This is a genomic window from Microbacterium sp. AZCO (assembly GCF_039614715.1).
GTDB lineage: Bacteria > Actinomycetota > Actinomycetes > Actinomycetales > Microbacteriaceae > Microbacterium.
In genome coordinates, this window is the sequence record NZ_CP154857.1 from 2,865,677 (window position 1) to 2,889,423 (window position 23,747).

Genomic DNA, 23,747 nt, shown 5'->3' on the forward strand with positions numbered 1-23,747 from the left:
AGCGTCGCATTCCTGCGCTTTGGTCAGCTCGGTTCACGCCCGGCAGGCTCACGCGGCCGGCGTCCGGCCCGCCCGATCGCCGGCTCGGGGCACGCGGGTCACGACGGGCCCGGGTCAGCGCGTCGCGAGGTCTGCCAGCACCCGACCGATCGTCGGGGCGAACTTGAAGCCCTGCCCCGAGAAGCCCGCCCCGACGGTCACCGGTCCGACGCGCTCGAGGAAGAAGGACGAGTCCGGGGTCGACGTGTACGTGCACGTGATCTCGTCGGCGGTCGAGGCATCCACTCCGGGAAGCCACTCGCGGGCGTAGCGCCTGATCAGCGCGGACAGGCCGGGGTCGGGGACGTACGTGCGACGGTCGGGGTGCGTCTCGGGTCCGACGCCGTGCCAGCCCGCCTTGACGCCCTCGCCCGGCGAGCCCATGCCGTAGACGCCGCTCGGGAACCACGCCGTGTCGGGGTCGTCTGATGAAGACGCGTGATTGAAGCCCGGCCACTCATCGGGAGCCCCGGTGAGCGGCGCGAAGAACGCCGGCTGCTCCTGCGTCACCCGCAGCGGAGGCAGCTCGAACGAGGCGCCCAGTGCGGCGAGCAGGTCGACGGTCCAGGCGCCGGCCGTCACGACGGCGCGCTCGGCGCGCAGCACCTCCTCGCCCGACGAAGCGGCGGACCGCAGCCTCACCGTCACGCGGTCGTCCGACACGGATCCGCCGATCACGGCGGTCGATCGCAGCACGCGGGCGCCCCGCGCGGCGGCGGCATCCGCGAATCCCGCGACCGCCCGGTCGGCGTTGATCCGCCCCGCGTCCGGCGTGTGCAGCACCGGCCCCGCGAAGCGGAAGCCCGGCCACCGCTCCGATGCGTCGGCCGCCGAGAGCAGAGATGCCTCGAAGCCACCGGCGACGAGCACGTCCGCGAGCCACGCGAAGTCGCGGCCCGGCCCGTGATTGACGATGCCGGTCCGCGCCAGCACAGAAGTGCCTGTCTCGGCCTCGAGCTCGCGCCAGAGGCGCTCGGCCTCGTGCAGCCACCCGAGCAGCACGGGATCGGCGTAGCTGACGTTGAAGTTGCGCGAGGCTCCATGCGAGGCGCCGTGCGTGTGCCCCGCCTCGAACTGCTCGACGAGGACGACGTCCAGGCCGCGTCCGGCGAGCTGCCACGCCGTTGCGGCGCCCATGACCCCGCCGCCGATGACGACGATCTGGGCGTCGTGCGCGGCGGAACCCGTCGTCACGGCGCGACGTGCTTCTCGAAGCAGTTCGAGAACGAGATGTCGAGGTACGGCGGATAGATCGGGATGCGCGTGTAGCCGATCTTCTCGTACAGCGCGACGGCGTCGGGCTGGCGGTCACCCGTCTGCAGGATGAGGCGGCCGACACCGGCGTCGCGAGCGACACTCTCCAGCTCGGCCATGAGCGCGCGGCTGAGCCCGCTCCCCCGCGACGACGGCTCGACGTAGACGCGCTTGACCTCGAGCGACCCGCGGAAGTCGTCGCCGAGGTCGCGAAGCGCCGCGTGCCCGACGGGCCGACCCTCGGCATCCGTCGCGATCACGGTCGCGACGATCGTGCCGGGGTCGATCCCGAGCGCGGCACCGATGCGCTCCGCCTGCTCTGCCGGGATGTCGTCGAGCCTGTCGGCGTAGCGGGGCGAGAGCTCGGCATCCATCGCCTCGCGCAGGCCCGCCGCGCGGTCGTCGTCCCACGGCACGGTCTCGAGGGTCCACAGCGCGGTCGTCTCAGGCATGACGCCATTCTCGCCTTCACGCGCCCCCGCGCCGGACGGGTCGGCAACACCTCGTAACGTCGCGGCGGCGCGGCGCAGCGACGGGTCGAACGCGATGAGGGCGGAGAGCCCGACGGCCGCGGCGCAGACCGCTAGCGCCGCCTGCAGGGAGGCCGCGGAGGCGAGACCCGAGGCTCCGAGGAGGATGCCCGTCGCCACGGCGACGATGTAGGTCGCCGAGAGCCGCTGCGTCAGCTGGAGGAAGGATGCCGCGACACCGTGCAGCGCCGGGGTGGCGTGCGAGAGGGTCACGGTGCGCAGCGGCGGCTCGATCAGTCCGCCCGCGATCCCGAGCCCGAAGTTGACGGCGGCTGTCACGACGAGGAGCGTCGCTGTGTCCACCGCGCCGATCGAGAGGGCCATGCCCGCCGTGAGCACCGTTTCGACAGCGAGGCCGACGATGAGCACGGCGATGCCGAAGCGCGCGAAGAGGCGCCGGCTGACGAGCGAGACGGCGAGCCGGCCGAGGGCCCCCGGGATGAAGACACCCGCGATGAGGATCGCCGGCGCGCCCGAGACCTGCAGCAGGTACAGCGTCAGCACGCTTCCCTGCGCGAGCAGAGCACCGAACCAGAGGAGCGCCACGAGGTTGCCCGCGACGAACCCGCGCGAGCGCACGAGCACGGGCGTGAAGAGCGCGAGCCTGCCCCGCCTCGTGTAGACGCGCTCCCACCCGATCAGCCCCACGAGCAGGAGAGCGGATGCCCCGAACACGGCGAACTGCACGGGTCCGCGTACACCCGGCTCGATGACGGGCAGCATCAGCAGCACGACGAGTCCGCCGAGCAGCGCGATGCCGGGCAGGTCGAGCGTCATGCGGGGCGTCGAGACGTCGGTGCACGGCAGGCCGCGGAGGGCGAGCACGATCGCGAGCACCGTGAGCGGCAGCGGGGCGAGGAGGATGAGCCGCCACGCCGCGTCGGGGGGCGCGAGCGTCAGCACGAGGCCCGCCACGATCGGGCCGAGCAGCCCCGCCACGGCGCCCGCCGCCGTGTATGCGACGAACGCGCGGATGCGCGCGGCGCCGTGGTACAGATCCTGGATGACGCCGAGCACCTGGGCGCTGACGAACCCCGCGCCGAGGCCCTGGACGAACCGGCCGGCGACGACGACGCCCATGACGGGCCCGCCCGCCGACAGCAGGCCGCCGAGGAGGAAGACCGTCAGGCCCGCGACGAAGAGGCGACGGCGGCCGAAGGCGTCGCCGAGGCGTCCGGCGGGCACGAGGCCGAGGCCGAACGTCAGGGAGAACGACGCGAGGAACCACTGCAGCGCGGCGGTCGAGGCATCCATGCTGCTCGCGAGCGACGGGGCCGTGTAGGCGACCGTCGTCGCATCGAAGAGCGTCGCGAAGCCCGCGCCGAGGCACGACCAGAGCGCCGCCGAGGACGGGGGCGACCCCGCGGCCGGTCGGACCGCGGGGTCGGCGAGGCGCGTCACGCCAGGACGGCGTCGGCGAGGCGGGTGTCGGCGTCCTGTTCGGTCCAGAGCGTCGTCGGCAGCTCGCGCCGCAGCACCGGCGCGACCTCGAGTGCGAACCGCTCGAGGATCTCGAGCTGCTGCGCGAACGGCACGGTGGTCGGCAGCGAGATCGACTGCAGCGAATGCCCCAGCCGGTCATGGAAGCCGCGGATCTTTTCGACGACCTGCTCAGCGGTGCCCACGAGCACTGGACCCTCCGCGACCGCATGGTGGATGTCACGGTACGGCGTGTTGTTGCCCGGCACGTTCGTCGCCGCGACGATGGCGTCGTAGACGGGTCCGTACTGGCGGATCGCCTCCTCCGCGGTGTCGGCGATGAAGAGCGCGCCTGCGCCCGCGGCGACGTAGTCGCGGCCCGGCTCGTGACCGTGGCGCACGTACTCCGAGCGGTAGTGGTCGACCAGCACGGCGTAGTTCTCGAGCGGCTGGAGCGCGTTCGCGCTGAACAGCGGGTCGCCCCAGCGCGCGGCGAGCGCCGCCGAGAACAGCGTCGTCGCCGACCCGTGCCATACGCGCGGCGCGCCGTCGTACGGTCGCGGCTGCGTCGTGACATCGGTGAGCGGGCGCGTGAACTCGCCGCCCGGCCAGTCGACGTGCTCCCCCTCCCACAGCGCGCGCAGCAGCGCGTACTTCTCGGCGAGAAGCTCCCACTGGTCGTCGATCTCGTACCCGAAGAGCGGGAACTGGGCGACCTCGTTGCCCTTGCCGATCGTGAGCTCGAGCCGGCCCTCCGAGAGCTGGTCGATGGTCGCGTAGTCCTCCGCGACCCGCACGGGGTCGAGCACGGGGATGACGGTGACGCCGGAGTTCAGCCTGACCCGGCTGGTCCGCGCCGCGATGGCGCCCAGGAGGACGGTCGGCGACGACGACAGGAACGGCCCCGCGTGCCGCTCGCCCACGGCGACCGCGTCGAAGCCCAGCTCCTCGGCTCGCACGGCGGCGACGAGCGTCTGCTCGAGCCGCTCCGACGGCGAGACCTGCCGCCCCGTGAGGGGATCGGCGCGGTAGGGGATGATGTCCAGGAGCTGGAACCTCATGCGGACGCTCCCGCCGAGGCCAGGCGAGCATCCGCCCGCCAGCGCGACAGCGGAGTCTTCTCCCCCGCCTCCACGCCGATCGGCAGGTTGTTCCCGGCGGGCGGCAGCGGGCACGTCGCGAAGTCCGTGTACGCGCAGGGCAGGTTGACGGCCCGGTTGAAGTCGAGCACCGTCCAGCCGTCCCCGTCCGGCGCGGGCACGAAAAGACTGCGGTTCGCCGCGTACGTCGTGATGCCGCTCGTCGCGTCGGTGAAGAGCACGAGCAGCTCACCGGCGCCGTGGCCCGGGAAGGCCACGAGGCGGAACTCCTCGCCGGCGAGCGTGAACTCCAGCTCTCCCGGAGCGTCGTACACGTGCGTCAGCCCATCCACTGCCGCCCCGACCTCGGTGGGACGCGGGGCGTCGTACGGGATGAAGCGCGCAGCGACCCGCCAGCGCGGATTAGGCACGTACGTCGGCGTGCCGCTGTAGGCGGCGAGGAACGGGTGGTCGGCCCGGCGCGGGCGCAGGATGTCGTGACCGCCGCGCTTCGCGACCTCGATCACGCCGCCGTCGAAGCCGACGGTGACGCCGCCGCGCTCGGCGATCGGGCCGAACCCGTACCGCACGGTCACCGGCGCGCCCGCGACATCGATCGACTCGCCCTCTGCGAGCTCGACCACGGGCCCGGCGGACCCCGTCGACCAGAGTCCCGGGATGCCGTCGAACGCCGTCGCCTCGTCGGTCAGCCAGTACAGCCCGGTCACGGCGAGGAAGCCGTGCGGGTCGGCGCGCCGCGCCTCGTGCGCGCGGTGCCAGTCCTCCCAGTCGCGGCCGAAGCGGGCGCGGTCGGTGATCTGCGGCGAAGTCATCGAACGATCTCCTTTCACGCCGTCGCGGCGAGCTCGCCGCGACGCTCGGGGATGGGCAGGCCGAGGTTCTCGCGCAGGGTCGAGCCCTCGTAGTCGGTGCGCAGCGAGCCGCGCTCCTGCAGCAGCGGGACCACCTTCTCGACGAACTCGTCGAGGCCCGTCGGCGTGACGTGCCCGCCGAGCACGACGCCGTCGGCACCGTCGTTCTGGATGAAGTCGTCGAGCCCCTCGGCCACCTGCGAGGGCGTGCCGATGAACTGCGCGCGCGGCGAGATCTCCGCCGCGAGCCCGCGGATCGAGAGGCCCTTGGCCTCGGCGAGCTCGCGCCACTTCCGGACTGTCTCGAAGCGGTCCTGGTAGATGAACGCGCGGCCCTGGATGATGGGCGCGGCCTCGGGATCCGGGTCGACGTCGGGCAGCGGGCCGTCGAGGTCGTACGACGAGAAGTCGCGGTTCCACACCTGCTCGAACGTGACCTGCACGGTCTTGTCGGTGAGCTGCTGCGCCAGCACCTCGCGCGCCTTCTCCTCGGCGTCGGCGATCGAGTCCCCGATGACGAAGCCGGCGCCGGGGATGATCTTCAGGTCGTCGGGGTTGCGGCCGTGGGCACGGGCGCGCGACTTGATGTCCTGGTAGAACTCGGCGGCCTCCGGGAGGCGGGAGTACGGCGAGAAGATGAGGTCGGAGTTCGCGGCGGCGAAGTCCCGCCCCTGCGGCGAGACGCCCGCCTGCACGATGATCGGGTGACCCTGGGGGCTGCGCGGCACGGTGAAGCGGCCCTCGATGTCGAACTGCGAGCCCCGGTGCGAGAACGCGCCGGCCGAGGCATCCCCGAGGAACTCGCCCGTCCCCTTGTCGGCGACGATCGCGTCCTCCGCCCACGAGTCCCAGAGCTCCCGCACAGTGCGGACGAACTCCTCGGCGCGGGTGTATCGCTCCTCGCGGGTGAGGAAGCCGCCGCGGCGGAAGTTCTGGCCCGTGAAGGCGTCCCAGCTCGTCACGACGTTCCACCCGGCGCGGCCGCCGGACAGGTGGTCGAGGCTCAGCAGCTGGCGGGCGAGCTCGTACGGCTCGTTGAAGGTCGCGTTGAGTGTGCCGACCAGGCCGATGTGCTCCGTGACGCCGGCGAGCGCCGCGAGGACGGGAAGCGTGTCCGGGCGGCCGGCGACGTCGTGGTCGAAGACCTTGCCCGAGCGCTCGCGCAGCGCGAGACCCTCCGCGAGGAAGAAGTAGTCGAAGCGCCCGCGCTCAGCGGTCTGCGCGACGTGCCGGAACGACGCGAAGTCGATCTGGCTGCCCGCGTCGGGATGCTCCCACAGGGTGTGCTCGTTGACGCCGCCGACGTAGGCGGCCAGGATGATCTGCTTGCGCGGTGTGGTGGTCATGATGGCTCCTCGGGATGCCGCGATCAGGCGAGCACTGTCGCGTCGGTGGTGGGCGCTGTCGCGTAGCGGTTGGGAACGAACGTCGGAAGGCCGAGGCGGGCGCGCAGCGACACCGGCTCGTCCTCGATCGCGACGAGGTCCCTGCGGCGCAGCTCGGGGACGAGGTCCTGGGCGATGCGGGGCAGGTCGTCGGTGACGACGCCCGGGCGCAGGCGCACGCCGGCGTAGCCGAGCGCGCCGAGCCCCGCGATCTCGTCGGCGAGCTCGGCGGCCGAGCCCGTGAAGATGCGCGTGTCGGAGGTCAGCTCGCGTCCGAGCGCGTCGAGGCGCGCGAGGCGATCGGCCGCCTTCTCGTCGCCGTCGAGGAAGGCGAGGATGTCGGCGTAGACCCGCAGCGCCTCGCCCTCGCGCCCGACGAAGGCCTCGGCATCCCGCACCTCCGCGAGGATCGCGGCGGCCGACGCGAGGTCGACCGGGGTCACGAAGAGGAGATCGCTGGATGCCGCGGCGAAGCGGTACGGCAGCGTGGCGTGGCCGAGCGAGGCCACGACGGGCTGGCCCTGCGGCGGGCGCGGCGTGATCGAGGGGCCGCGGACGCTGAACCGGTCGGACGAGAAGTCGACGGTGTGGAGCTTGTCGGCGTCGAGGAAGCGGTCGGTCTCGACGTCGCGGATCTCGGCGTCGTCCTCCCAGCTGTCCCAGAGCCGGCGCACGACCTCGACGACGTCGGCGGCCTCCGCGAAGAGGTCTGCGACGACGGCCTGCACCGCCGGGTCGTTGTTGTAATCGACGATCTCGGGAATGTCCCGGCGGCCGACGTGGCGCGCCTCGTCGGCCCGGCCCGAGACCTTGGGCTGCCAGCCCGCCCGGCCGAGGCTCGCGTAGTCGAGGGTCGCGACGGCCTTCGAGACGTGGAACGGCTCGGTGTGCGTCGTCGTTACGGTGGGGATGAGTCCGATGCGGTCGGTCACGGGTGCGAGGCGCGCGGCGAGCAGCAGCGCGTCCAGGCGTCCGCGCACCTCGTCGGTGCGGCTGTCGGGGGCGAACGGCCGGCTCGACTGCAGGCCGAACGAGTCCTCGATGGTGGCGAAGTCGACGCCGCCCTGGTCGGCGATGCGCACGACGTCGGTCCAGTAGGCCGGGGTGAACAGCTCCTGCGGACGCGACGACGGCTCGCGCCACGCCGCGGGGTGCCATCCGGCGCCCTCCAGGGCGATCCCCAGACGGAGCTTCTCAGTGGTGGTCATCGGTTCTCCTGTTCTCCGGCGACGACTCGCGGGCCGTGTGCGTCAGGGGCCAGCATCGCTTCTTCCGGAGGGGATGCCGGCCCGCGATGTCAAAGGTGGTCACGCGACTTCATGTGCCGTAATGGATGCCGTCTCCGGCGCGTCGCGGGAATGCTCCGAGCCCGGCGCCCAGCCCAGTTCGGGGAGGACGGCGTGCCGGATGTCGAAGAGGATCTGGCGGTACTCGTCCTCGCCGAACCCGTATGGCAGCGCGACGCGCAGCTCGGTGCGGCCGTCGAATGAGGGGTCGTCGGCGAGGCGGTCGACGATCTCCTCGGCCGTGCCGATGAGATCGCGCTGGAACACGACGCGCCGGCCGCCCAACTGCGCGGGCTCGGCCGTGCGGGCGTTCCGCGACTCGGCGTAGGCGAGGTAGTGGGCACGCTGCTCGGCCGTCGCCGTCGTCGTGGGCACGATGACCCGCTCGACGCCGACGATCGCCTCTCCAGTCCCCCGGAAGAGGGAGTGGTAGAGGTCGAGGTGGTGGCGCTGCGCCGGCTCGAAGCGGTCGTGGCCGCCCGCGTCGCTGAGATTGCCGAGCAGGAGCTTCAGGCCGTGCTCCGCGGCCCAGCGCACCGAGCGCTCGGACCCGCCGCCGAGCCACACCCGGTCGCGGAGGCCCTCGACGTGCGGTTCGATGCGCGGCACCTGCGGTCCGTACGGCGTGTGCAGCGCCTCGTCGGCGAGCACATCGCCCTCGAGCGCCTCGAGGAAGCGCCCGATGAGGGTGTACGGGTCGAGCGAGTCGTCGGATCGGCCGAGGGAGGCCAGCAGGTCGCCGTGCGGCGACGACGTGCTGATGCCGACGTTGACGCGCCCGCCGGACAGCGCGTCGACCGTCCCGTAGTCCTCGGCGAGGCGGAACGGCGTCTCGTAGCCGAGCGGCACGACGTCGGTCTCGAGGCGGATGGACCGCGTCCGCTGGCTCGCCGCCGCGAGGAACGGCAGCGCCGACGAGATGCCCCGCTCGAGGTGCCGCTGGCGGATGCCCGCGACGTCGAACCCGAGGTCCTCGCCGAGGGCGAAGAGCCGCAGCGTCTCCTCGAGGCCCGTGCGCGGGTCGCCCTCGGGGTGGTTGCCGGCGAGAATGAACCCCGCTGCCGGAATGCGGCCCGTCACGACGCGTCCTTCCACGCCGCGACGAGGGAGTCGAGGCGCGAGTCCGCGCCGAGCGAGACGTCGTGCACGTCGTCCTGGGTGCCGAGGATCGACGTGAGCTCGTGCACGGGGATCTGGTAGTACTGGCTCGCGATGCGGGCCTGGGCGTCGGCGAGGATCGCGTCGCGCTTCGTGGGGTCGGGCTCGGCGAGCTGCGCCTGCAGCAGCGCCTCCAGCTCGGGATCGTCGATGCGGGTCTTGGTGGTCGCCTTCGAGAACTGCGTGCGCAGCACGTCGCCGTCGGCGCGGGACAGGTTGCCCCACGTGATGTCGAAGTCGCCGGCATCCTGCTTCGCGATGAAGTCGGGCACGACGCTGCCCGAGAGGTTCAGCTCGATGCCGACCTTCTTGAGCTGCTGCTGGATGAGCTCGAGGCTCGTCTGGTTGGGACCGAAGTTCGTGATCCAGATGAGGTCGAGCGCGAGCCGCTGGCCGTCCTTCTCCAGGATGCCGTCGGAGCCCTTCGTCCAGCCGTCGTCCTTCAGCAGCTTGGCGGCGTGGTCGGGGTCGTACTCGAAGTTCGAGCTCTGGTCGGCGTACGAGGGCGTGTTCTTCGCGAGGGCGCTCGTGCCGACGTTGAAGAGCTCGTTGAGCGACGTGTCGCGCACCTCTTCGGCGTTGACCGCCGACGCGATCGCCTCGCGCACGACGATGTCCGAAACGATCGGGCGCGCCTCGTTGAAGGTCAGGCCGAAGCTGATGCCCGGGTTCGCGCGGTGGACGAGCGGCAGGTTCGCGGCCTGCACCACGGGCACGTCGGTCGGCTGCACGCCGCCGATGACGTCGAACTGGTCGGACTCCAGGCCGCCGGTGCGCACGCTCGCCTCGGGCACGATCTGGAACGTCACGCTGTCGAGGTGCGCGGCTCCGTCATTGCCGAGGGATGCCGGACCCCACGCGTAATCGTCGCGCTTGTCGAGGACCGTCGAGACGTCCTTCGTGTACGAGGCCAGGGTGAAGGGGCCGGTGCCGACGAGGGCCTTGCCGTCCGCGCGCTGCGCGTAGGGCACGGCGAGGGTCGAGGCGCCGACGATGCCGAGCCCGACCGACGAGGTCGCCTGCGGGAAGGCCGCGTTGGGCTTGGCGAAGTGCACCTCGACGGTGTGGTCGTCCACCGCGACCGTCTCCTGGTAGCCGACGAACGCGGAGATCGACTGGCTCAGGGCGCCTGCCGCGACGATGTCGTCGAACGTGGCCTTGACGGACTCGGCCGTGAGCGACGTGCCGTCGGAGAACGTGACGTCGTCGCGGAGTTCGAATGTGAAGACCGTCGCGTCATCGTTCACGGTGTACGAGGTCGCGAGCCACGGCTCGAGCGTGTTGGTGTCGGGATTCTGGTAGAGCAGCGAGTCGACGAGCTGACGCGTGACGTACAGCGTGTCGTTGCCCGAGCCCGTGCCCGACGGGTTGAGCGAGATGGGGTCGTTCGCGACGGCGAACGTGAGGTCGCCGCCGTCGACGGGCTTCGCCGACGCGTCGGGGGTGCTCGCCGGGTTCGTCGTGCCGCCGCTCGCGCAGGCCGAGAGGACGAGGACGGCGCTGAGCGCCGCCGCGACGCCCAGAGTGGTGCGGATTCTCATGATGCTCCTTGCTGGTGATTCCGTGCTGTTTCAGGACTGGGTGGTTCGGGATGCCGCTTCCCGGCGCCCGCCGGGGATCGCGTCGATGAGGGCCTGCGTGTACGTGTCGGCGGGCGCGTCGAACACCGCTCCGACCGGGCCCGTCTCGACGAGGCGGCCCGTGCGCATGACGGCCACCTCGTGCGCGATCTGCCGCACGACGGCGAGGTCGTGCGAGATGAACAGGTACGTGAGACCGAACTCGCGCTGCAGGTGCACGAGGAGGCTCAGGATCTGGTGCTGGATCGACACGTCGAGCGCCGACACCGGCTCGTCGAGCACGAGCAGCTCGGGCGAGATCGCCAGCGCGCGGGCGATCGCGACGCGCTGACGCTGACCGCCTGACAGCTCGACAGGCCGCCGGTGCAGCGCCGAGACGGGGAGCGCGACGACGTCGAGCAGCTCGGCGGCGCGCTGCGTGCGCGCGCGGCGGTCGCCGAGGCCGAAGGCGCGCAGCGGGTCGGTGATGACCTGCTCCACGGACAGGCGCGGATTGAGCGTCGCGTACGGGTTCTGCTGCACGAGCTGGATGCGGCGCCTCAGCCCGCGCAGCCGCGCGCCGCGCACCCGGGTGACGTCGTCCCCGTCGAGGAGCACCTCTCCCGCCGTCGCGTCCAGGAGGCGCAGCGCGAGACGCGCGGTCGTGGTCTTGCCCGAGCCCGACTCCCCCACGAGCGCGAGGGTCGTGGCCCGCGGGATCGCGAACGAGACGCCGTCGACCGCGCGCTGCACATCGGTGCGCGAGCCGCGCGGCAGGCGGAACTCCTTCACCAGGTCGCGCACCTCGAGCACCGGACGGTCGTCCGCCGCGGGCGCGGCGGCGGCGCGTGCCGCGGCGGCAGGTGCCGTGGCGGCGGGCGCGGCGGCGGCGTGCGCGGCATCCGCTCCCCCGGCGAAGGGGTCGCCCGCACTCCAGGCGAGCGCGGGCGCCCCGGTGGGCGGCGCGGCGTGGAGGAGGGATGCCCCGCCCCGGCGCGCGCTGATGCTCGGCGCGGCCGCGATGAGCCGCTGCGTGTACGGGTCGCTCGGCGCGCCCAGCACCTCGTCCGGAGTGCCGGACTCGACGAGGCGTCCGCGGTGCATGACAAGGATGCGGTCGGCGCGATCCGCCGCCACACCGAGGTCGTGGGTGATGAGCAGGATGCCGGTCCCCCGCTCGTGCCGCAGCGCGTCGAGCTGGTCGAGGATCTGGCGCTGCACCGTGACGTCGAGCGCGCTCGTCGGCTCGTCGGCGACGATGAGGTCGGGGCGGCCGATGAGCGCCGCCGCGATGAGCACGCGCTGGCGCATCCCGCCGGACAGCTCGTGCGGATACTGCGTCGCACGGAGCGCCGGGTCGGGAAGGCCCGCCTCGGCGAGCGCCTCGACGGCTCGCTCCGCGGCGGCGCGGCGGTCGGCCAGGCCGTGGATGCGCAGCACCTCGGCGACCTGGGCGCCGATGCGTGTCACGGGGTTGAGGCTCACGGTCGGGTCCTGCGGCACGAGGCCGATGCGGCGGCCCCGGATGCCGCTGAGCTCGGCACTCGAGGCCGTGACGAGGTCGACGTCGCCCAGCAGGGCCCGTCCCGACGGGATGCGGGCGGTGGCGGGCAGCAGCCGCACGATCGCGTGCGCCGTGGTCGACTTGCCCGAGCCGGACTCGCCCACGATCGCGACGGTCTCACCGGCGGCGACGTCGAACGACACGTCCTGCACGGCCGCGACCTCGCCGCGGGAGGTCGCGTACGAGACCGAGAGCGACTGGACGGAGAGGACGGGGGTGGCGGGAGTGGCGGTCATCGGACGCTCCGATCGGTGTCGAGGGCGCGCGACAGGCGGTTGGCCGCGAGCACCGTGAGGGCGATGACGAGGCCGGGGAAGGTCGTGAGCCACCACGCGTAGCGCAGGTAGTCGCGGCCGGCGGCGACGAGCGAGCCCCACTCGGCGAGCGGCGGCTGTGCGCCGTAGCCGAGGAAGCTCAGGGCCGACACCGCGAGGATCGCCCCACCCAGTTCGAGCACCGCGAGCACGAGCACGGGTCCGATGGCATTGGGGAGCACATGGCGCCCGAGCACCCGAACCCACGTGTTGCCCGATGTGTACGCGGCCTCGATGTAACCGGCGGATCTCACGCGCAGAACCTCCGAGCGCATGATGCGGGCGACCGACGCGATGCTCGCGGCGCCGACCGCGATCGCGACGTTCACGGTGCCGAAGCCGAGCGCCGTGATGATCGCGAGCGAGAGGAGCAGGCCCGGGATGGCGAGCAGCACGTCGGCGCCCCGCATGACGAGGTCGTCGATGCGGCCTCCCGCGAAGCCGGCGATGAGGCCGAAGAGGGCGCCCACGAGGATGCCGACGCTGACCGCGATCGCGGCCGCCCCGAGGGTGAGCGATGTGCCGTGCACGACGCGGGTGTAGAGGTCGCGTCCGATCTGGTCGGTGCCGAACCAGTGCTCGAGTGACGGCGGCTGCAGCTTGTCGGCGGGGATGCCGAGGTACGGGTCGCCGGGCGCGAGCAGGTTCGGCCAGACCGCCGCGACGAGCACGAGCAGCAGCCACGCCGCGGAGAGCACGACGAGCGGGCGGCGCAGGAGCCCGACGAGGCGAGAGACGCGAGGGCGGCGCGTGTGCGCCGAGACGGCGTCCTCGAAGCGGTCGGGTGCTGTCTGCGCGAACGTGTCGTCGGTGCGCTCGGCGATGTCGGGAAGAAGAGCGGTCGTGTCGCTCATGCGGGGCTCCCTGCGGGGACGACGGCGGCCTTCGGGGCGCGGCGCGGCTTCAGCTCGATGCGGGGGTCGAGCAGGGGATAGACGAGGTCGACGGCGAGGTTCGCCAGGACGAACACGGTGGCGGCGAAGAGCACGACGCCCTGGACGACCGGGATGTCCTGCTGCTGCACGGCGGATGCCGTGACCCGGCCGATCCCGGGGCGCGAGAAGACCGTCTCGGTCACGACGGTGCCGGCGAGGAGCTGGCCGATGATGAGGCCCGTCATCGTGAGGGCGGGAAGGGCCGCATTGCGCAGCGCGTGGCGCAAGTGCACGCGCGGCCGGCGGGCGCCCTTCGCCCACGCCGTGTCGATGTAGGGCTCGCGCAGCGTCGTGTCGAGGCTCTTCGTGAGGAGCTGGGCGATCACGGCCCCCGTCGGCACCGCGAGGGTGATGGCGGGCAGCACGACCGAGAGCGGCCCGCCGTCGCCCACGGCGGGGAAGAGCGGGATCGTGAACGAGAACCACTGGATGAGCAGCAGGCCGAACCAGAACGACGGCACGGCGACGCCGAGCGGGGGCAGCCCGACGAGGAAGTCCGAGAGCGCGCGATTGCGCGTGTACGTGGCGAAGAAGGCGATCCCGCCGCCGAAGACGACGGCGAGGACGAAGCCGACGACCGCGATCTGGGCGGTGGGCGGGATGGCCTCGGCCAGGATCTCCGTGACGGGCCGTCCCGTCACGATCGAGGTGCCGAGGTCACCGTGCAGCACGTCCGCCAGCTGCCGGAAGTACTGCACGATGAGGGGCTGATCGAGCCCGTACTGCTCGCGCAGCTCGGCGAGCTGATCAGCGGTGACGTCGCTCGCGTCGCCGCCCGCGAGCAGCCGAACGGGGTCGGCCGGCAGGGCGTACAGCACGAGGAACGAGACGGTATAGGCGGCCCACAGCACGCCCACCGCCTGCAGCAGTCGCCTGCTCAGGTAGCGCAGCATCCACTTCCCCTCCGTGTCGCAGGCCCGTGGGATCGGGCCCGACCGACACGCTCTCAGGCGCGGAAGGGGCGTCAGCCGGCCGGATGTCACGACCGGTCATGACTCGTCACGAGGGGTCACACGGAGCTTGCGGGCACGCCGAACGCCGCCGACCGGCGAGGCTGGTCGGCGGCGGTAGAGGGAGCGGTCAGTGCTGGTGCGCGACGGCCTGGTCGGCGAACTTGAACGCGAGACGGCCGTGCGCGTAGCCGCCGCCCGCGCGGATCGCCGTCGCGACCCACGCCGCCTCGGCGAGCTCGGCCTGCGTCGCACCGGCGCGCAGCGCACGCTCGGTGTGACCGTCGATGCAGTAGACGCATTGGGTCGTGATGCCGACCGCGACCGCGATGAGCTCGCGGAACTTCAGCGGGATCTCGCGGCCCTCCTGCGCGAAGACCGCCTGGTCGAACTGCAGGAAGGACTTCAGGATGTCGGGGGTCTCGCTCTTGTAGACGCGGTTGTAGGTGCGGTCCTGTTCGCGGTCGAAGTACTCCGCCATGTGTGCTCCTCTTGCCGGATTGCGATCGTTCGACCCTGACACGCGAGAGGAGGGGTGGGCGCCGCGGAGCGCAACACTTCGACGCGGAAGCTACCCGAGGACGTTGAGCACGACGATGACGATCGCGGTGATGATGCCGACGCCGACGAGCGAGAAGAGGAGTCCGTACAGGATGCCGCGTCCGGCGTTGAGCCCCTCGCGCTCCTCGCGATGGGGCCGGGGCTGGTCGGGTGTGCTCACGTCGGTGGTGCTTTCGGTCTCGAGGTCCATAAGAAGAGACCTCCGACCGGGCTTTCCATGACGCGATCCGCCGAAATCCGCCCTCAGCGCGGCGGAAATCGGCTCGTCGCCTCACGAACGCGGCAGTTTCCTGCGACCGCTGCGTCGCGCGACGGCCGCGCTCGCAGGAAAGTGCAGCGTTCGGTCCGGCGTCCACGCCGGAGCGCGCGACGGCGGCGCGGCCGGGAGCGCGCGACGGAGGCCGCGCGGGAGCGGCCGACCGCGGCGGGTCAGGAACGGGCGTCGGGACCGTCGGTCATGAGCAGCCGCAGGAGGTGCACGAGCGCCGCGCGCTCGCGATCGCCGAGCGGGGCGAGCGCCTCCTCCTCCCGGCGCGCCAGCTCGCGCATCGCCGAGTCGACGCGGGCGGCGCCCTCATCGGTCAGGCGCACGAGGACGCTGCGGCCGTCGCGCGGATTGCGCTCGCGCTCGATGAGCCCGCGCTCCATGAGACTCGCGAGCCGCGCCGACATGCCGGCGCTCGAGGTCATCGTCGCCTCGATGAGCTGCGCCGGACTCAGCTGGTGCGGCGGATCGGCGCGGCGGAGCGCCGCGAGCACGTCGAACTCCCACGCGGCGAGCCGCGCGACGCGGAAGGCGCCGGCCCGCAGGCGGGAGAGCCGCGCCGCGACGCGGCGCAGCCGCGACATGACGTCGAGCGGCGTGAGGTCGACACCCGGCAGACGCTGCGACCACGCGTCGATCAGCAGATCGACCTCGTCGTCTCGTTCGCTCCCCGGCACACTCCGACCGTACTTGCTCGCGGCCCGGCGCCGCGAGGCGGCGCGGCGAGACCGCTACGCCGACGTCAGCACGACGAGCTGCTGAGTGGCCCGCGTCATCGAGACGTAGCGGTCGACGGCGCCCTCGATCCCGCCGCCGAAGCGGTCGGGATCGACGAGCACGACGAGGTCGAACTCGAGCCCCTTCACCGACTCGGGGCCGAGCGACCTGACGCGCGGACCGCCCGCGAACGACTCGTCGCCGATGACGCACACGACGCCCTCACCGTGGTCCGCCAGCCACTCCTCCAGGATCGCGTCGCGCGACGATGCGGGGCCGAACATCACCGGCACGCCGGTCGCACGGATCGACGTCGGCACGTTCGCATCGGGGATCGCCGCGCGGATGACGGGCTCCGCCTCGGCCATGACCTCCTCGGGCGTGCGGTAGTTGATCGTCAGCGATGCGAGCCGGCTGTCGCGCAGCCCGATCCGCTCGAGCCGCTCCTGCCAGGTCTCGGTGAAGCCGTGCCGCGCCTGCGCCCGGTCGCCGACAATCGTGAAGCTGCGCGACGGGCAGCGGCGCAGCAGCATCCGCCATTCGGCGTCTGTCAGCTCCTGCGCCTCGTCGACGATGATGTGCGCGAACGGACCCGCCAGGAGGTCGGGGTCGGCGAGCGGCACCGCGGCGTCGTCGTCGAGCGAGTTCACGAAGTCCTCGCTCCGCAGCATCGTCATGACGAGCATCTCGGAGTCGTCGGCGGCGATGAGCTCCTCGGCGACGCGCTCGCGCTCGGCCAGCTCGACCTCGCGCGTCGCCTCGCGCTCGCGTCGGCGCTTGGAGGCGCCCGGGTCGCCGAGGCGCTGCCGCGCGGCGTCGAGGAGCGGCAGATCCGAGACCGTCCAGGCCGCGGCATCCTCCCTCTGCAGCGAGTCCACCTCCGACGCCGACAGCCACGGGGCGCAGCGGCGGAGGTATGCGGGCACCGACCACAGGTCGGCGACGAGGACGGATGCCTCGATCAGCGGCCACGCCCGCGCGACGGCCCGCCGCAGCGCGGCGTGCTGACCCACCGCGCGGCGCAGGCTCTGCCGCGGCACGTCGTCGTCGTCCACCTGGTCGACGAGGATGTCGAGGAGCGTCTCCCACACCTGGTCGCGCGCGTCGTTGTGCGGCGCGCCGGGCTCGGGCGACTCGAACGCCTCGGCCCAGTCCTCGGGCGTCAGCAGCAGGTCCGCCCAGGGTGTCTCGACGACGAGGTGCCGGGTCGGCGGCTCCTCGTACAGGCGCACGGCGGGCTCGATCGCCTCCACCATCCGGGCCGACGCCTTGAGCCGCGCGACCGCGGGATCGGCCTCGACGCGAGCGCCGGGTCCCTCCGACACGAGATCGCGCAGTGTGCAGACCTGGACGCTCTCCTCGCCGAGGCTCGGCAGCACGTCGGATACGTACGCGAGGTACTGCGCGTGCGGGCCCACGAAGAGCACCCCGCCGCTCCCCTCGCCGAGCCGCGGATCGGAGTAGATGAGGTACGCGGCGCGGTGCAGCGCGACGACGGTCTTGCCCGTGCCGGGGCCGCCGTCGACGACGAGGGCGCCGCGGGACCGCGCGCGGATGATGGCATCCTGATCCGCCTGGATCGTGCCGAGCACGTCGCGCATGCGCGGCGACCTGCTCGTGCCGAGACTCGCGATGAAGGCCGACTGATCGTCGAGCGCGGCGTTGTGCTCCAGCCCTTCCGCAGTGAAGACCTCGTCCCAGTAGTCGCGCACGCGTCCGCCCGACCAGCGATAGCGGCGGCGGCTGAGCAGGCCCTCGGGCTGCGCGTGCGTCGCGGCGAAGAACGGCTCGGCGGCCGGGGCCCGCCAGTCGACGAGGAGGCGCCGCCCGTCGCTGTCGACGAGCCCGAACCGGCCGATGTAGACCGGATCCGACCCGTCGTCCGGGACGATGCGGCCAAGCACGAGGTCGAGACCGAACCGACGCAGCGCGCGCAGTCGAGCGCCGAGGCGGTGCACCTCCAGGTCGCGGTCGAGCGCGGCCTGCCCCTCGCCGACGGGCGCAAGCCGCACCTCGTCGAGCCGTGCGGAGAGCTCCGCGATCGAGCGCTCCAGGCTCTCGCCGATCGCGGCGAAGTGCGTCTCGTCCGCCGCGATGAGCGCCGGAGCCGCTTTCGCGGCGAGGTTGTCGGGCAGGTCGAAGGGGCTGGTCGAGACGGAGTTCATGCAGCGTGCTCCTGGAACGGCGGAACGGCGGTGGGCGGCCGGAAAGGCGGCGGGAGAGGGAGGCGGGGATCGATTCTGCCCCCTGACGGGGCCCTTGCCGCAAGCCCCCACCCCCTCGATACACTGGAAATGCGGGGGCGAGATGAACGACAGCCGACGGTGGGTGCTTCACGTCGACCTCGATCAGTTCATCGCCGCCGTCGAGATCCTCCGGCGGCCCGAGCTGAAGGGCAAGCCCGTCATCGTGGGCGGTCGCGGCGATCCGACCGAGCGCGCGGTCGTCTCGACGGCCTCCTACGAGGCGCGGGAGTTCGGTGTCGGTTCCGGGATGCCGCTGCGCGTCGCGGCACGGAAGGTGCCGGACGCCGTTATCCTCCCCGTCGACGCCGAGGCCTACACGGCCGCCTCGCACGAGGTGATGGCGATCCTCCGCGCGCAGCCGGGCGTCGTCGTCCAGGTGCTCGGCTGGGACGAGGCGTTCCTCGGCGTCGACGCCGCCGACCCCGAGGCGTTCGCGCGGCGCGTGCAGCACGCCGTCCTCGACGGCACGAGCCTGCACTGCAGCGTGGGCATCGGCGACACGCTCGTCCGCGCGAAAGTCGCGACGGGGTTCGGCAAGCCGCAGGGCGTCTTCCGGCTGACGGCCGACAACTGGCTCGAGGTCATGGGCGCACGGCCCACCCGCGAGCTGTGGGGCGTCGGGGCCAAGGTGTCGAAGCGGCTCGAGACGCTCGGCATCCGCACCGTCACCGAGCTCGCGCATGCCGATGAGGCACCGCTCGTCGCGGAGTTCGGGCCCAATATGGGCGTCTGGTATCGGCAGCTCGGCCGCGGCGACGGCTCGAACGTCGTCGACGACACCCCCTGGGTGCCGCGCGGGCACGGCCGCGAGACGACCTTCCAGCAGAACATCGTCGATCCCGCCGACATCGAGCGGGCGGCCCTCGAGCTGTTCGAGCAGGTGCTCGCCGACGTCACGGCCGAGGGCCGGCCCATCGTTGGGGTGGGCCTCAAGGTGCGCTATGCGCCGTTCCTCACGAAGACGTTCACCCGCAAGGTGACGGAGACGTTCGACCGCGACGTGGCGCTCGCCAAGACGATGGAGCTCGTGCGCGGCATCGAGCCGGACCGTCCCCTCCGGCTGCTCGGCGTGCGCCTCGAGATGGCGATGCCCGACGACGCCCGCGAGGGTCACACACCCACGCGCAGCGGGTGGTGACGAAGAGGATTCAGGATGCCGCGGCCCGCGGCACGCTCGCGCGCAGGCGCCGCCGCACGCGCCCTTCGATGAGGGTGGGGATGTAGTCGCGCATCCATACGCCGTCGAACTCGACCAGCTCCTCGGCCACGAGCTCGCGCACGGCATCCTCATCGGCACCCGGGAAGCGGGCGCAGATGCGCGCGACGATGTGGAGGAGGGCCTCCCACTCGTCCGACGGATTCGTCACGCTCACGACAGACAGGATGCGCCTCCTCGGCCGGAAAGTCATCCGGGGTTGACGGCGAGTCGTCACGCATGCGTGGGCTCGGAGGAGGCCTTGCCGCGGCATCCCTCACCCGAAGGTGTTGCCCCCGTTCACCGAGAGGGACTGCCCGGTGATGAAGCGCGACGCGGGCGAGGCGAGGAAGACGACGGCCTCGGCGATCTCGGCGGGCGTGCCCGTGCGGCCGAGCGGCACACGGTCCGCGTAGCCCGTCGTGTCGAGGCCCTCGTGGCGCTCGACGGGGATCCACCCCGGTGCGACGAGGTTGACGCGGATGCCGTCCGGCCCCAGTTCACGCGCCCACGAGCGCGTGAGCCCCACCATGGCGGCCTTCGCCGAGACGTACGTCGCGAACGAGGGGTTGCCGACCTCGACGACCTCGCTGCCGATGTTGACGACGCTCCCCGCGCCCCGCGCCCGCATGCCGGGCAGGACGGCCTGCAGCAGGAGCAGCGGCGCCTTGACGAAGAACTCGAGCTGCAGCAGATAGTCGTCCCACGTGCTCTGCTCGATGGGGATCTCGGGCTGCGGACCCGTCGCATTGTTGACGAGGATGCCCACCCCCGCCCCGAACCGTTCCTCGACGGCGCCGACCATCGCGTGGACGTCGTCCGCGTCGGTGACGTCGCCGCGGAAGACCTCGGCCTCTCCGCCCGCGGCCTCGACGGCGCGCAGCGACTCCTCGGCACCCTCCCGCGACGACGCGTAGTTGATCGCGACGCGGGCGCCCGCTGCGGCGAGCGCGACGGCGATGTGCCGGCCGAGACCGCGGGAGGCGCCGGAGACCAGTGCGACCTCCCCGGACAAGGAGGTCGCACTGGTGGAGGAGTCGTCGAGGAGGCTCATGCTCCGATTCTGGTGCCCGCTCAGCGGAACTTGCGCCGGTAGACGAGCATCGCGACGACATAGCCGATCACGAGGATGCCGACGCACCAGGCGAGTGCCACCCAGATGTCGCCGCCCACGGGCTCCCCCGCGAGGAGGTTGCGCAGCGCGTCGACGATCGACGTCACCGGCTGGTACTCCGCGAAGAACCGCACCGGGCCCGGCATGCTCTCGGTCGGCACGAAGGCCGAGCTGATGAACGGCAGGAAGATGAGCGGATAGGCGAAGGCGCCGGCGCCGTCCATCGTCTTGGCCGAGAGGCCCGCGATGACGGCGAGCCACGTGAGTGCCAGGGTGAAAAGGGCCAGGATGCCGGCGACCGCGAGCCACTGCAGCACGTCGGCACCGGACCGGAACCCCATCAGGAGCGCGACGGCGATGACGACGACCACCGACGTCAGGTTGGCCACGACCGAGGTCAGCACGTGGGACCAGAGAACGGACGAGCGGGCGATCGGCATCGACTGGAACCGCTCGAAGATGCCGCCCTGCAGGTCGGTGAACAGCCGCGCAGACGTGTACGCGACGCCGGAGGCGACGGTGATGAGCAGGATGCCGGGCAGCAGGTAGCTGACGTAGGGCACCGAGCCCGTGTCGATCGCTCCGCCGAACACGAACACGAACAGCAGCATGATCGCGACGGGTGTGATCGCGGTCGTGATGATCGTGTCCATGCTGCGGGTGATGTGGCGCAGCGACCTCCCGGTGAGGACGGCCGTGTCGCCGATGACGTGCGTGGTCATTTCGCCACCTCCTTCTCGGTGGCGCCGCCGGCGGCGCCGCTCTTCGTGTCGGCGCCGCCTGCGACGCCGCTCTTCCCGACGATCGCGAGGAAGACCTCTTCGAGCGTCGGCTGCTTCTCGACGTACTCGACCTTCGCCGGCGGCATGAGCTTCTTGAGGTCGCCCAGGGTGCCGTCGACGATGATGCGACCCTCGTGGAGGATGGCGATCCGGTCGGCCAGCTGCTCCGCCTCGTCGAGATACTGGGTCGTGAGGAGCACGGTCGTGCCGTTCGCCGCGAGCTCGCGCACGGCATCCCACACCTCGTTGCGCGCCTGCGGATCCAGACCCGTCGTGGGCTCGTCGAGGAAGATGACCGCCGGATCGCCGATGAGGCTCATCGCGATGTCGAGCCGGCGCCGCATGCCTCCGGAGTAGGTGGAGACCTTGCGGGAGGCGGCATCCATCAGCGAGAAGCGCTCCAGCAGTCCGTCGGCGATCGCCCCGGGGTTCTTGAGATGCCGGAGCTTCGCAACGAGGACGAGGTTCTCGCGTCCGCTGAGCACCTCGTCGACGGCGGCGAACTGCCCCGTGAGACTGATCGACTCACGCACGTCGTCGGCCTCTGTCGCGACGTCGAAGTCGTTCACCGTCGCCACACCGGCGTCGGCCTTCAGCAGCGTGGAGAGGATCTTCACGAGCGTCGTCTTGCCGGCGCCGTTCGAGCCGAGGAGGGCGAAGATCGAGCCCCGCTCGACCTCGAGGTCGACGCCCTTGAGCACCTGCAGGTCTTTGTAGGCCTTCTCCACCCCCTGCACCCGGACTGCGGCGGTCATGATCCCTGACTCCGTTCCGCGTCGTCGACCGCCTTCGTCAGGCGGCTGCGCTCCTTGTCGATCCACTGCGTGCCGCCGTAGGCGAGGGCGAACGTCTCGGCGAAGTCGACGGGATCGGATCCGACGATGTCGCGGACCGGCGTGCCGTCGGCGGCGGCACGCTCCCACAGCTCGACGAGGTCGCCCATCATCGTCACGAGGGTGTCGCCGTCGGTGACGCCGCCGTAGTACATGAAGTACCGGTGCATCGCGTTCGCGACCTCTCGATAGGGCTCGGGGAGCGCGTCGAGGCGGGCGCGGAACCCCTTGTACTGCTTCTTCTGCTCGAGCGATCCGGTGAGCGCTTCGATCCACTTTGCGGCCATGGTCACTTCTCTCCTTCTTCGACGCCGTCTTCCGCGGCGTCGGTCTGTGCGGTGCGGAGCTTCTCGAGGCGGTCCGTGAGGAAGCTCCATGTCCTCCAGAACTCGGTGAGGTATTCGTGTCCCTGCGCGTTGAGGGTGTAGACCTTGCGCGGCGGTCCCTTCTCGGAGGGGACCTTCTCGACGTCGACCAGCCCTCGCTGCTCGACGCGCACGAGGAGCGCGTAGACCGTGCCTTCCGCGATGTCGGAGAAGCCCTGATCCCGCAGCCACGCCGTGATCTCGTACCCGTAGGCGGCGCGCGTGGACAGGACGCCGAGCACGACGCCCTCAAGGATCCCCTTGAGCATCTCGGTCTCCTGCTTGCCCACGGCATCCCCCTTTCCACTACTCGGTGTTACTGACTAGTGCTAGATAGTAACGCTGAGTACCAGTACTTAGCAACACCGAACACTGAAATTCTTCGGGGCAGCACGAAGGCCGCATCCGCCGAGGGATGCGGCCCGCGGCGCGCTGTCAGGGCGGGAGTCAGCGCCCCCGCGCGAGGGTGTGCGTGCGCTTGCGCGTGCGCACGGGACGCTCCGTCACGACGAGCGCGATCATGAGGAGCGCGAACCCGGCGGCGACCCAGCCGGCGCCGAGCCCCACACCGCCCTCCGCGGCCGGCTTGCCGAGCCAGTCCGCCACCGAGGCGCCGAGCGGCCGCGTCAGCACGTAGGCGAACCAGAACGCGAAGACGGGTCCGAAGCGCAGGAAGCGGTACCCGAGCGCGGGAATCGCGATGAGGACGGCGAAGAGCACGACCGAGGCGACGTAGCCGAGCCCGAGCCCCACGGCGACGAGGTCGCCGAGCGCCGTCCCGAGCGCGAAGGTGCCGACGACGGCGGCCCAGTAGAAGAGCTCACGGCGGGTCGACGTGATCGCGTGCACCGACAGGGTCCCCTCGACGCGCCACCACGCGAGGAACACCGCGGCGAGCGCGACGCCGTACGCGGTCGCCGAAACGGCGTACGGCAGCCCGAGCGCGACGTGCGCGACATCCGCCGCCATCGTTCCGAACACGCCGACCATCGCAACGGCGAGCCAGTACACGCCGGGCACATAGCGGCGCCGCGTCAGCTGGAAGACGAGCGCCGCGACGAACGCGCCGAAGCCGAGCAGCACGGCGACGACGGGCGGCAGGACGTGGATCGAGAAGTCCGAGACGGCTTCGCCCAGGGCCGTCGAGGCCGCCTTCGTGAGCCAGAAGCGGCGGGACGGATCCGGGACGCGGACGGGCGCGGAGCCGACGGACGGATCGGAGACGCGGGCTGGCGCGAAGCGGGAGGCCATGCGCAGAGCATCCGAAGCGGGCGCTAAGAAACGGCTGACCCTTTCGATTCTTAGCGGACTCTCAGAGCTATCGT

General features: G+C 71.8%; 23 protein-coding genes. 1 reads left to right on the plus strand and 22 read right to left on the minus strand.

The window, feature by feature from the left end; translation table 11 throughout:
• Positions 1–114: 114 nt before the first annotated feature.
• The 15 genes from AAIB33_RS13230 to helR all read right to left on the minus strand — a co-directional run bounded on the left by AAIB33_RS13230 (position 115) and on the right by helR (position 18,052).
• Entirely contained in the window at positions 115–1,233 is a 1,119-nt protein-coding gene (locus tag AAIB33_RS13230) for an FAD-dependent oxidoreductase (RefSeq protein ID WP_345800427.1), read from the minus strand.
• The gene (locus AAIB33_RS13235; RefSeq protein ID WP_345800428.1) at positions 1,230–3,224 is read right to left on the minus strand and encodes an MFS transporter; all 1,995 of its coding nucleotides are present in this window, start codon (positions 3,222–3,224) and stop codon (positions 1,230–1,232) included. The genes AAIB33_RS13230 and AAIB33_RS13235 overlap by 4 nt, the downstream gene beginning before the upstream one ends.
• The gene (locus tag AAIB33_RS13240; RefSeq protein ID WP_345800429.1) at positions 3,221–4,303 is read right to left on the minus strand and encodes an LLM class flavin-dependent oxidoreductase; all 1,083 of its coding nucleotides are present in this window, start codon (positions 4,301–4,303) and stop codon (positions 3,221–3,223) included. The genes AAIB33_RS13235 and AAIB33_RS13240 overlap by 4 nt, the downstream gene beginning before the upstream one ends.
• On the minus strand, positions 4,300–5,154 hold the full coding sequence (locus AAIB33_RS13245; RefSeq protein WP_345800430.1) for a DUF1684 domain-containing protein: 855 nt from the start codon (positions 5,152–5,154) through the stop codon (positions 4,300–4,302). The genes AAIB33_RS13240 and AAIB33_RS13245 overlap by 4 nt, the downstream gene beginning before the upstream one ends.
• Before the next feature lie 14 nt (positions 5,155–5,168).
• Positions 5,169–6,539, minus strand: coding sequence for an NtaA/DmoA family FMN-dependent monooxygenase (locus AAIB33_RS13250; protein WP_345800431.1), 1,371 nt, complete (start codon positions 6,537–6,539; stop codon positions 5,169–5,171).
• A gap of 23 nt (positions 6,540–6,562) precedes the next feature.
• Positions 6,563–7,786, minus strand: a complete 1,224-nt coding sequence (locus AAIB33_RS13255; protein WP_345800432.1) for an LLM class flavin-dependent oxidoreductase — start codon at positions 7,784–7,786, stop codon at positions 6,563–6,565.
• 99 nt (positions 7,787–7,885) lie between these two features.
• The gene (locus tag AAIB33_RS13260; protein WP_345800433.1) at positions 7,886–8,944 is read right to left on the minus strand and encodes an LLM class flavin-dependent oxidoreductase; all 1,059 of its coding nucleotides are present in this window, start codon (positions 8,942–8,944) and stop codon (positions 7,886–7,888) included.
• Positions 8,941–10,563, minus strand: a complete 1,623-nt coding sequence (locus AAIB33_RS13265; RefSeq protein WP_345800434.1) for an ABC transporter substrate-binding protein — start codon at positions 10,561–10,563, stop codon at positions 8,941–8,943. The genes AAIB33_RS13260 and AAIB33_RS13265 overlap by 4 nt, the downstream gene beginning before the upstream one ends.
• 30 nt (positions 10,564–10,593) lie before the next feature.
• A complete protein-coding gene (locus AAIB33_RS13270; protein ID WP_345800435.1) occupies positions 10,594–12,381 on the minus strand; it encodes an ABC transporter ATP-binding protein in 1,788 nt (595 codons plus the stop codon).
• Entirely contained in the window at positions 12,378–13,313 is a 936-nt protein-coding gene (locus AAIB33_RS13275) for an ABC transporter permease (RefSeq protein ID WP_345800436.1), read from the minus strand. The genes AAIB33_RS13270 and AAIB33_RS13275 overlap by 4 nt, the downstream gene beginning before the upstream one ends.
• Positions 13,310–14,287 (minus strand): ABC transporter permease, encoded by a 978-nt coding sequence (locus AAIB33_RS13280; RefSeq protein WP_345800437.1) that lies wholly within the window; start codon positions 14,285–14,287, stop codon positions 13,310–13,312. The genes AAIB33_RS13275 and AAIB33_RS13280 overlap by 4 nt, the downstream gene beginning before the upstream one ends.
• Positions 14,288–14,474: 187 nt before the next feature.
• Complete coding sequence (locus tag AAIB33_RS13285) at positions 14,475–14,825, minus strand: carboxymuconolactone decarboxylase family protein (RefSeq protein ID WP_345800438.1); 351 nt, start codon at positions 14,823–14,825, stop codon at positions 14,475–14,477.
• 90 nt (positions 14,826–14,915) lie between these two features.
• On the minus strand, positions 14,916–15,065 hold the full coding sequence (locus AAIB33_RS13290) for a hypothetical protein (RefSeq protein WP_345800439.1): 150 nt from the start codon (positions 15,063–15,065) through the stop codon (positions 14,916–14,918).
• A 269-nt stretch (positions 15,066–15,334) separates the two neighbouring features.
• Positions 15,335–15,847 carry a MarR family transcriptional regulator gene (locus AAIB33_RS13295; RefSeq protein WP_345800440.1) on the minus strand — a complete coding sequence of 171 codons (513 nt, stop codon included), beginning with the start codon at positions 15,845–15,847 and terminating at the stop codon, positions 15,335–15,337.
• Between the two features lie 54 nt (positions 15,848–15,901).
• Positions 15,902–18,052, minus strand: coding sequence for an RNA polymerase recycling motor ATPase HelR (helR, locus tag AAIB33_RS13300; protein ID WP_345800441.1), 2,151 nt, complete (start codon positions 18,050–18,052; stop codon positions 15,902–15,904).
• 142 nt (positions 18,053–18,194) lie between these two features.
• Here helR and AAIB33_RS13305 point away from each other — a divergent pair, with 142 nt between their 5' ends.
• On the plus strand, positions 18,195–19,271 hold the full coding sequence (locus AAIB33_RS13305; RefSeq protein ID WP_345800442.1) for a DNA polymerase IV: 1,077 nt from the start codon (positions 18,195–18,197) through the stop codon (positions 19,269–19,271).
• A 10-nt stretch (positions 19,272–19,281) separates the two neighbouring features.
• Here the strand turns inward: AAIB33_RS13305 and AAIB33_RS13310 are convergent, their stop codons facing one another.
• The 7 genes from AAIB33_RS13310 to AAIB33_RS13340 form a co-directional block, all read right to left on the minus strand.
• Entirely contained in the window at positions 19,282–19,506 is a 225-nt protein-coding gene (locus AAIB33_RS13310; RefSeq protein WP_345800443.1) for a hypothetical protein, read from the minus strand.
• 99 nt (positions 19,507–19,605) lie between these two features.
• Entirely contained in the window at positions 19,606–20,382 is a 777-nt protein-coding gene (locus AAIB33_RS13315) for an SDR family oxidoreductase (RefSeq protein ID WP_345800444.1), read from the minus strand.
• Between the two features lie 20 nt (positions 20,383–20,402).
• Positions 20,403–21,164: an ABC transporter permease gene (locus AAIB33_RS13320; RefSeq protein WP_345800445.1), complete on the minus strand. Its 762-nt coding sequence runs from the start codon at positions 21,162–21,164 to the stop codon at positions 20,403–20,405.
• Complete coding sequence (locus tag AAIB33_RS13325; protein WP_345803435.1) at positions 21,161–21,982, minus strand: ATP-binding cassette domain-containing protein; 822 nt, start codon at positions 21,980–21,982, stop codon at positions 21,161–21,163. Before AAIB33_RS13325 ends, AAIB33_RS13320 begins: the two co-directional genes overlap by 4 nt.
• A complete protein-coding gene (locus AAIB33_RS13330; RefSeq protein WP_345800446.1) occupies positions 21,976–22,344 on the minus strand; it encodes a DUF1048 domain-containing protein in 369 nt (122 codons plus the stop codon). The genes AAIB33_RS13325 and AAIB33_RS13330 overlap by 7 nt, the downstream gene beginning before the upstream one ends.
• Positions 22,345–22,346: 2 nt before the next feature.
• Positions 22,347–22,712, minus strand: coding sequence for a PadR family transcriptional regulator (locus AAIB33_RS13335; protein ID WP_345800447.1), 366 nt, complete (start codon positions 22,710–22,712; stop codon positions 22,347–22,349).
• 157 nt (positions 22,713–22,869) lie between these two features.
• Positions 22,870–23,673 carry a hypothetical protein gene (locus tag AAIB33_RS13340; protein WP_345800448.1) on the minus strand — a complete coding sequence of 268 codons (804 nt, stop codon included), beginning with the start codon at positions 23,671–23,673 and terminating at the stop codon, positions 22,870–22,872.
• Positions 23,674–23,747 lie beyond the last annotated feature (74 nt).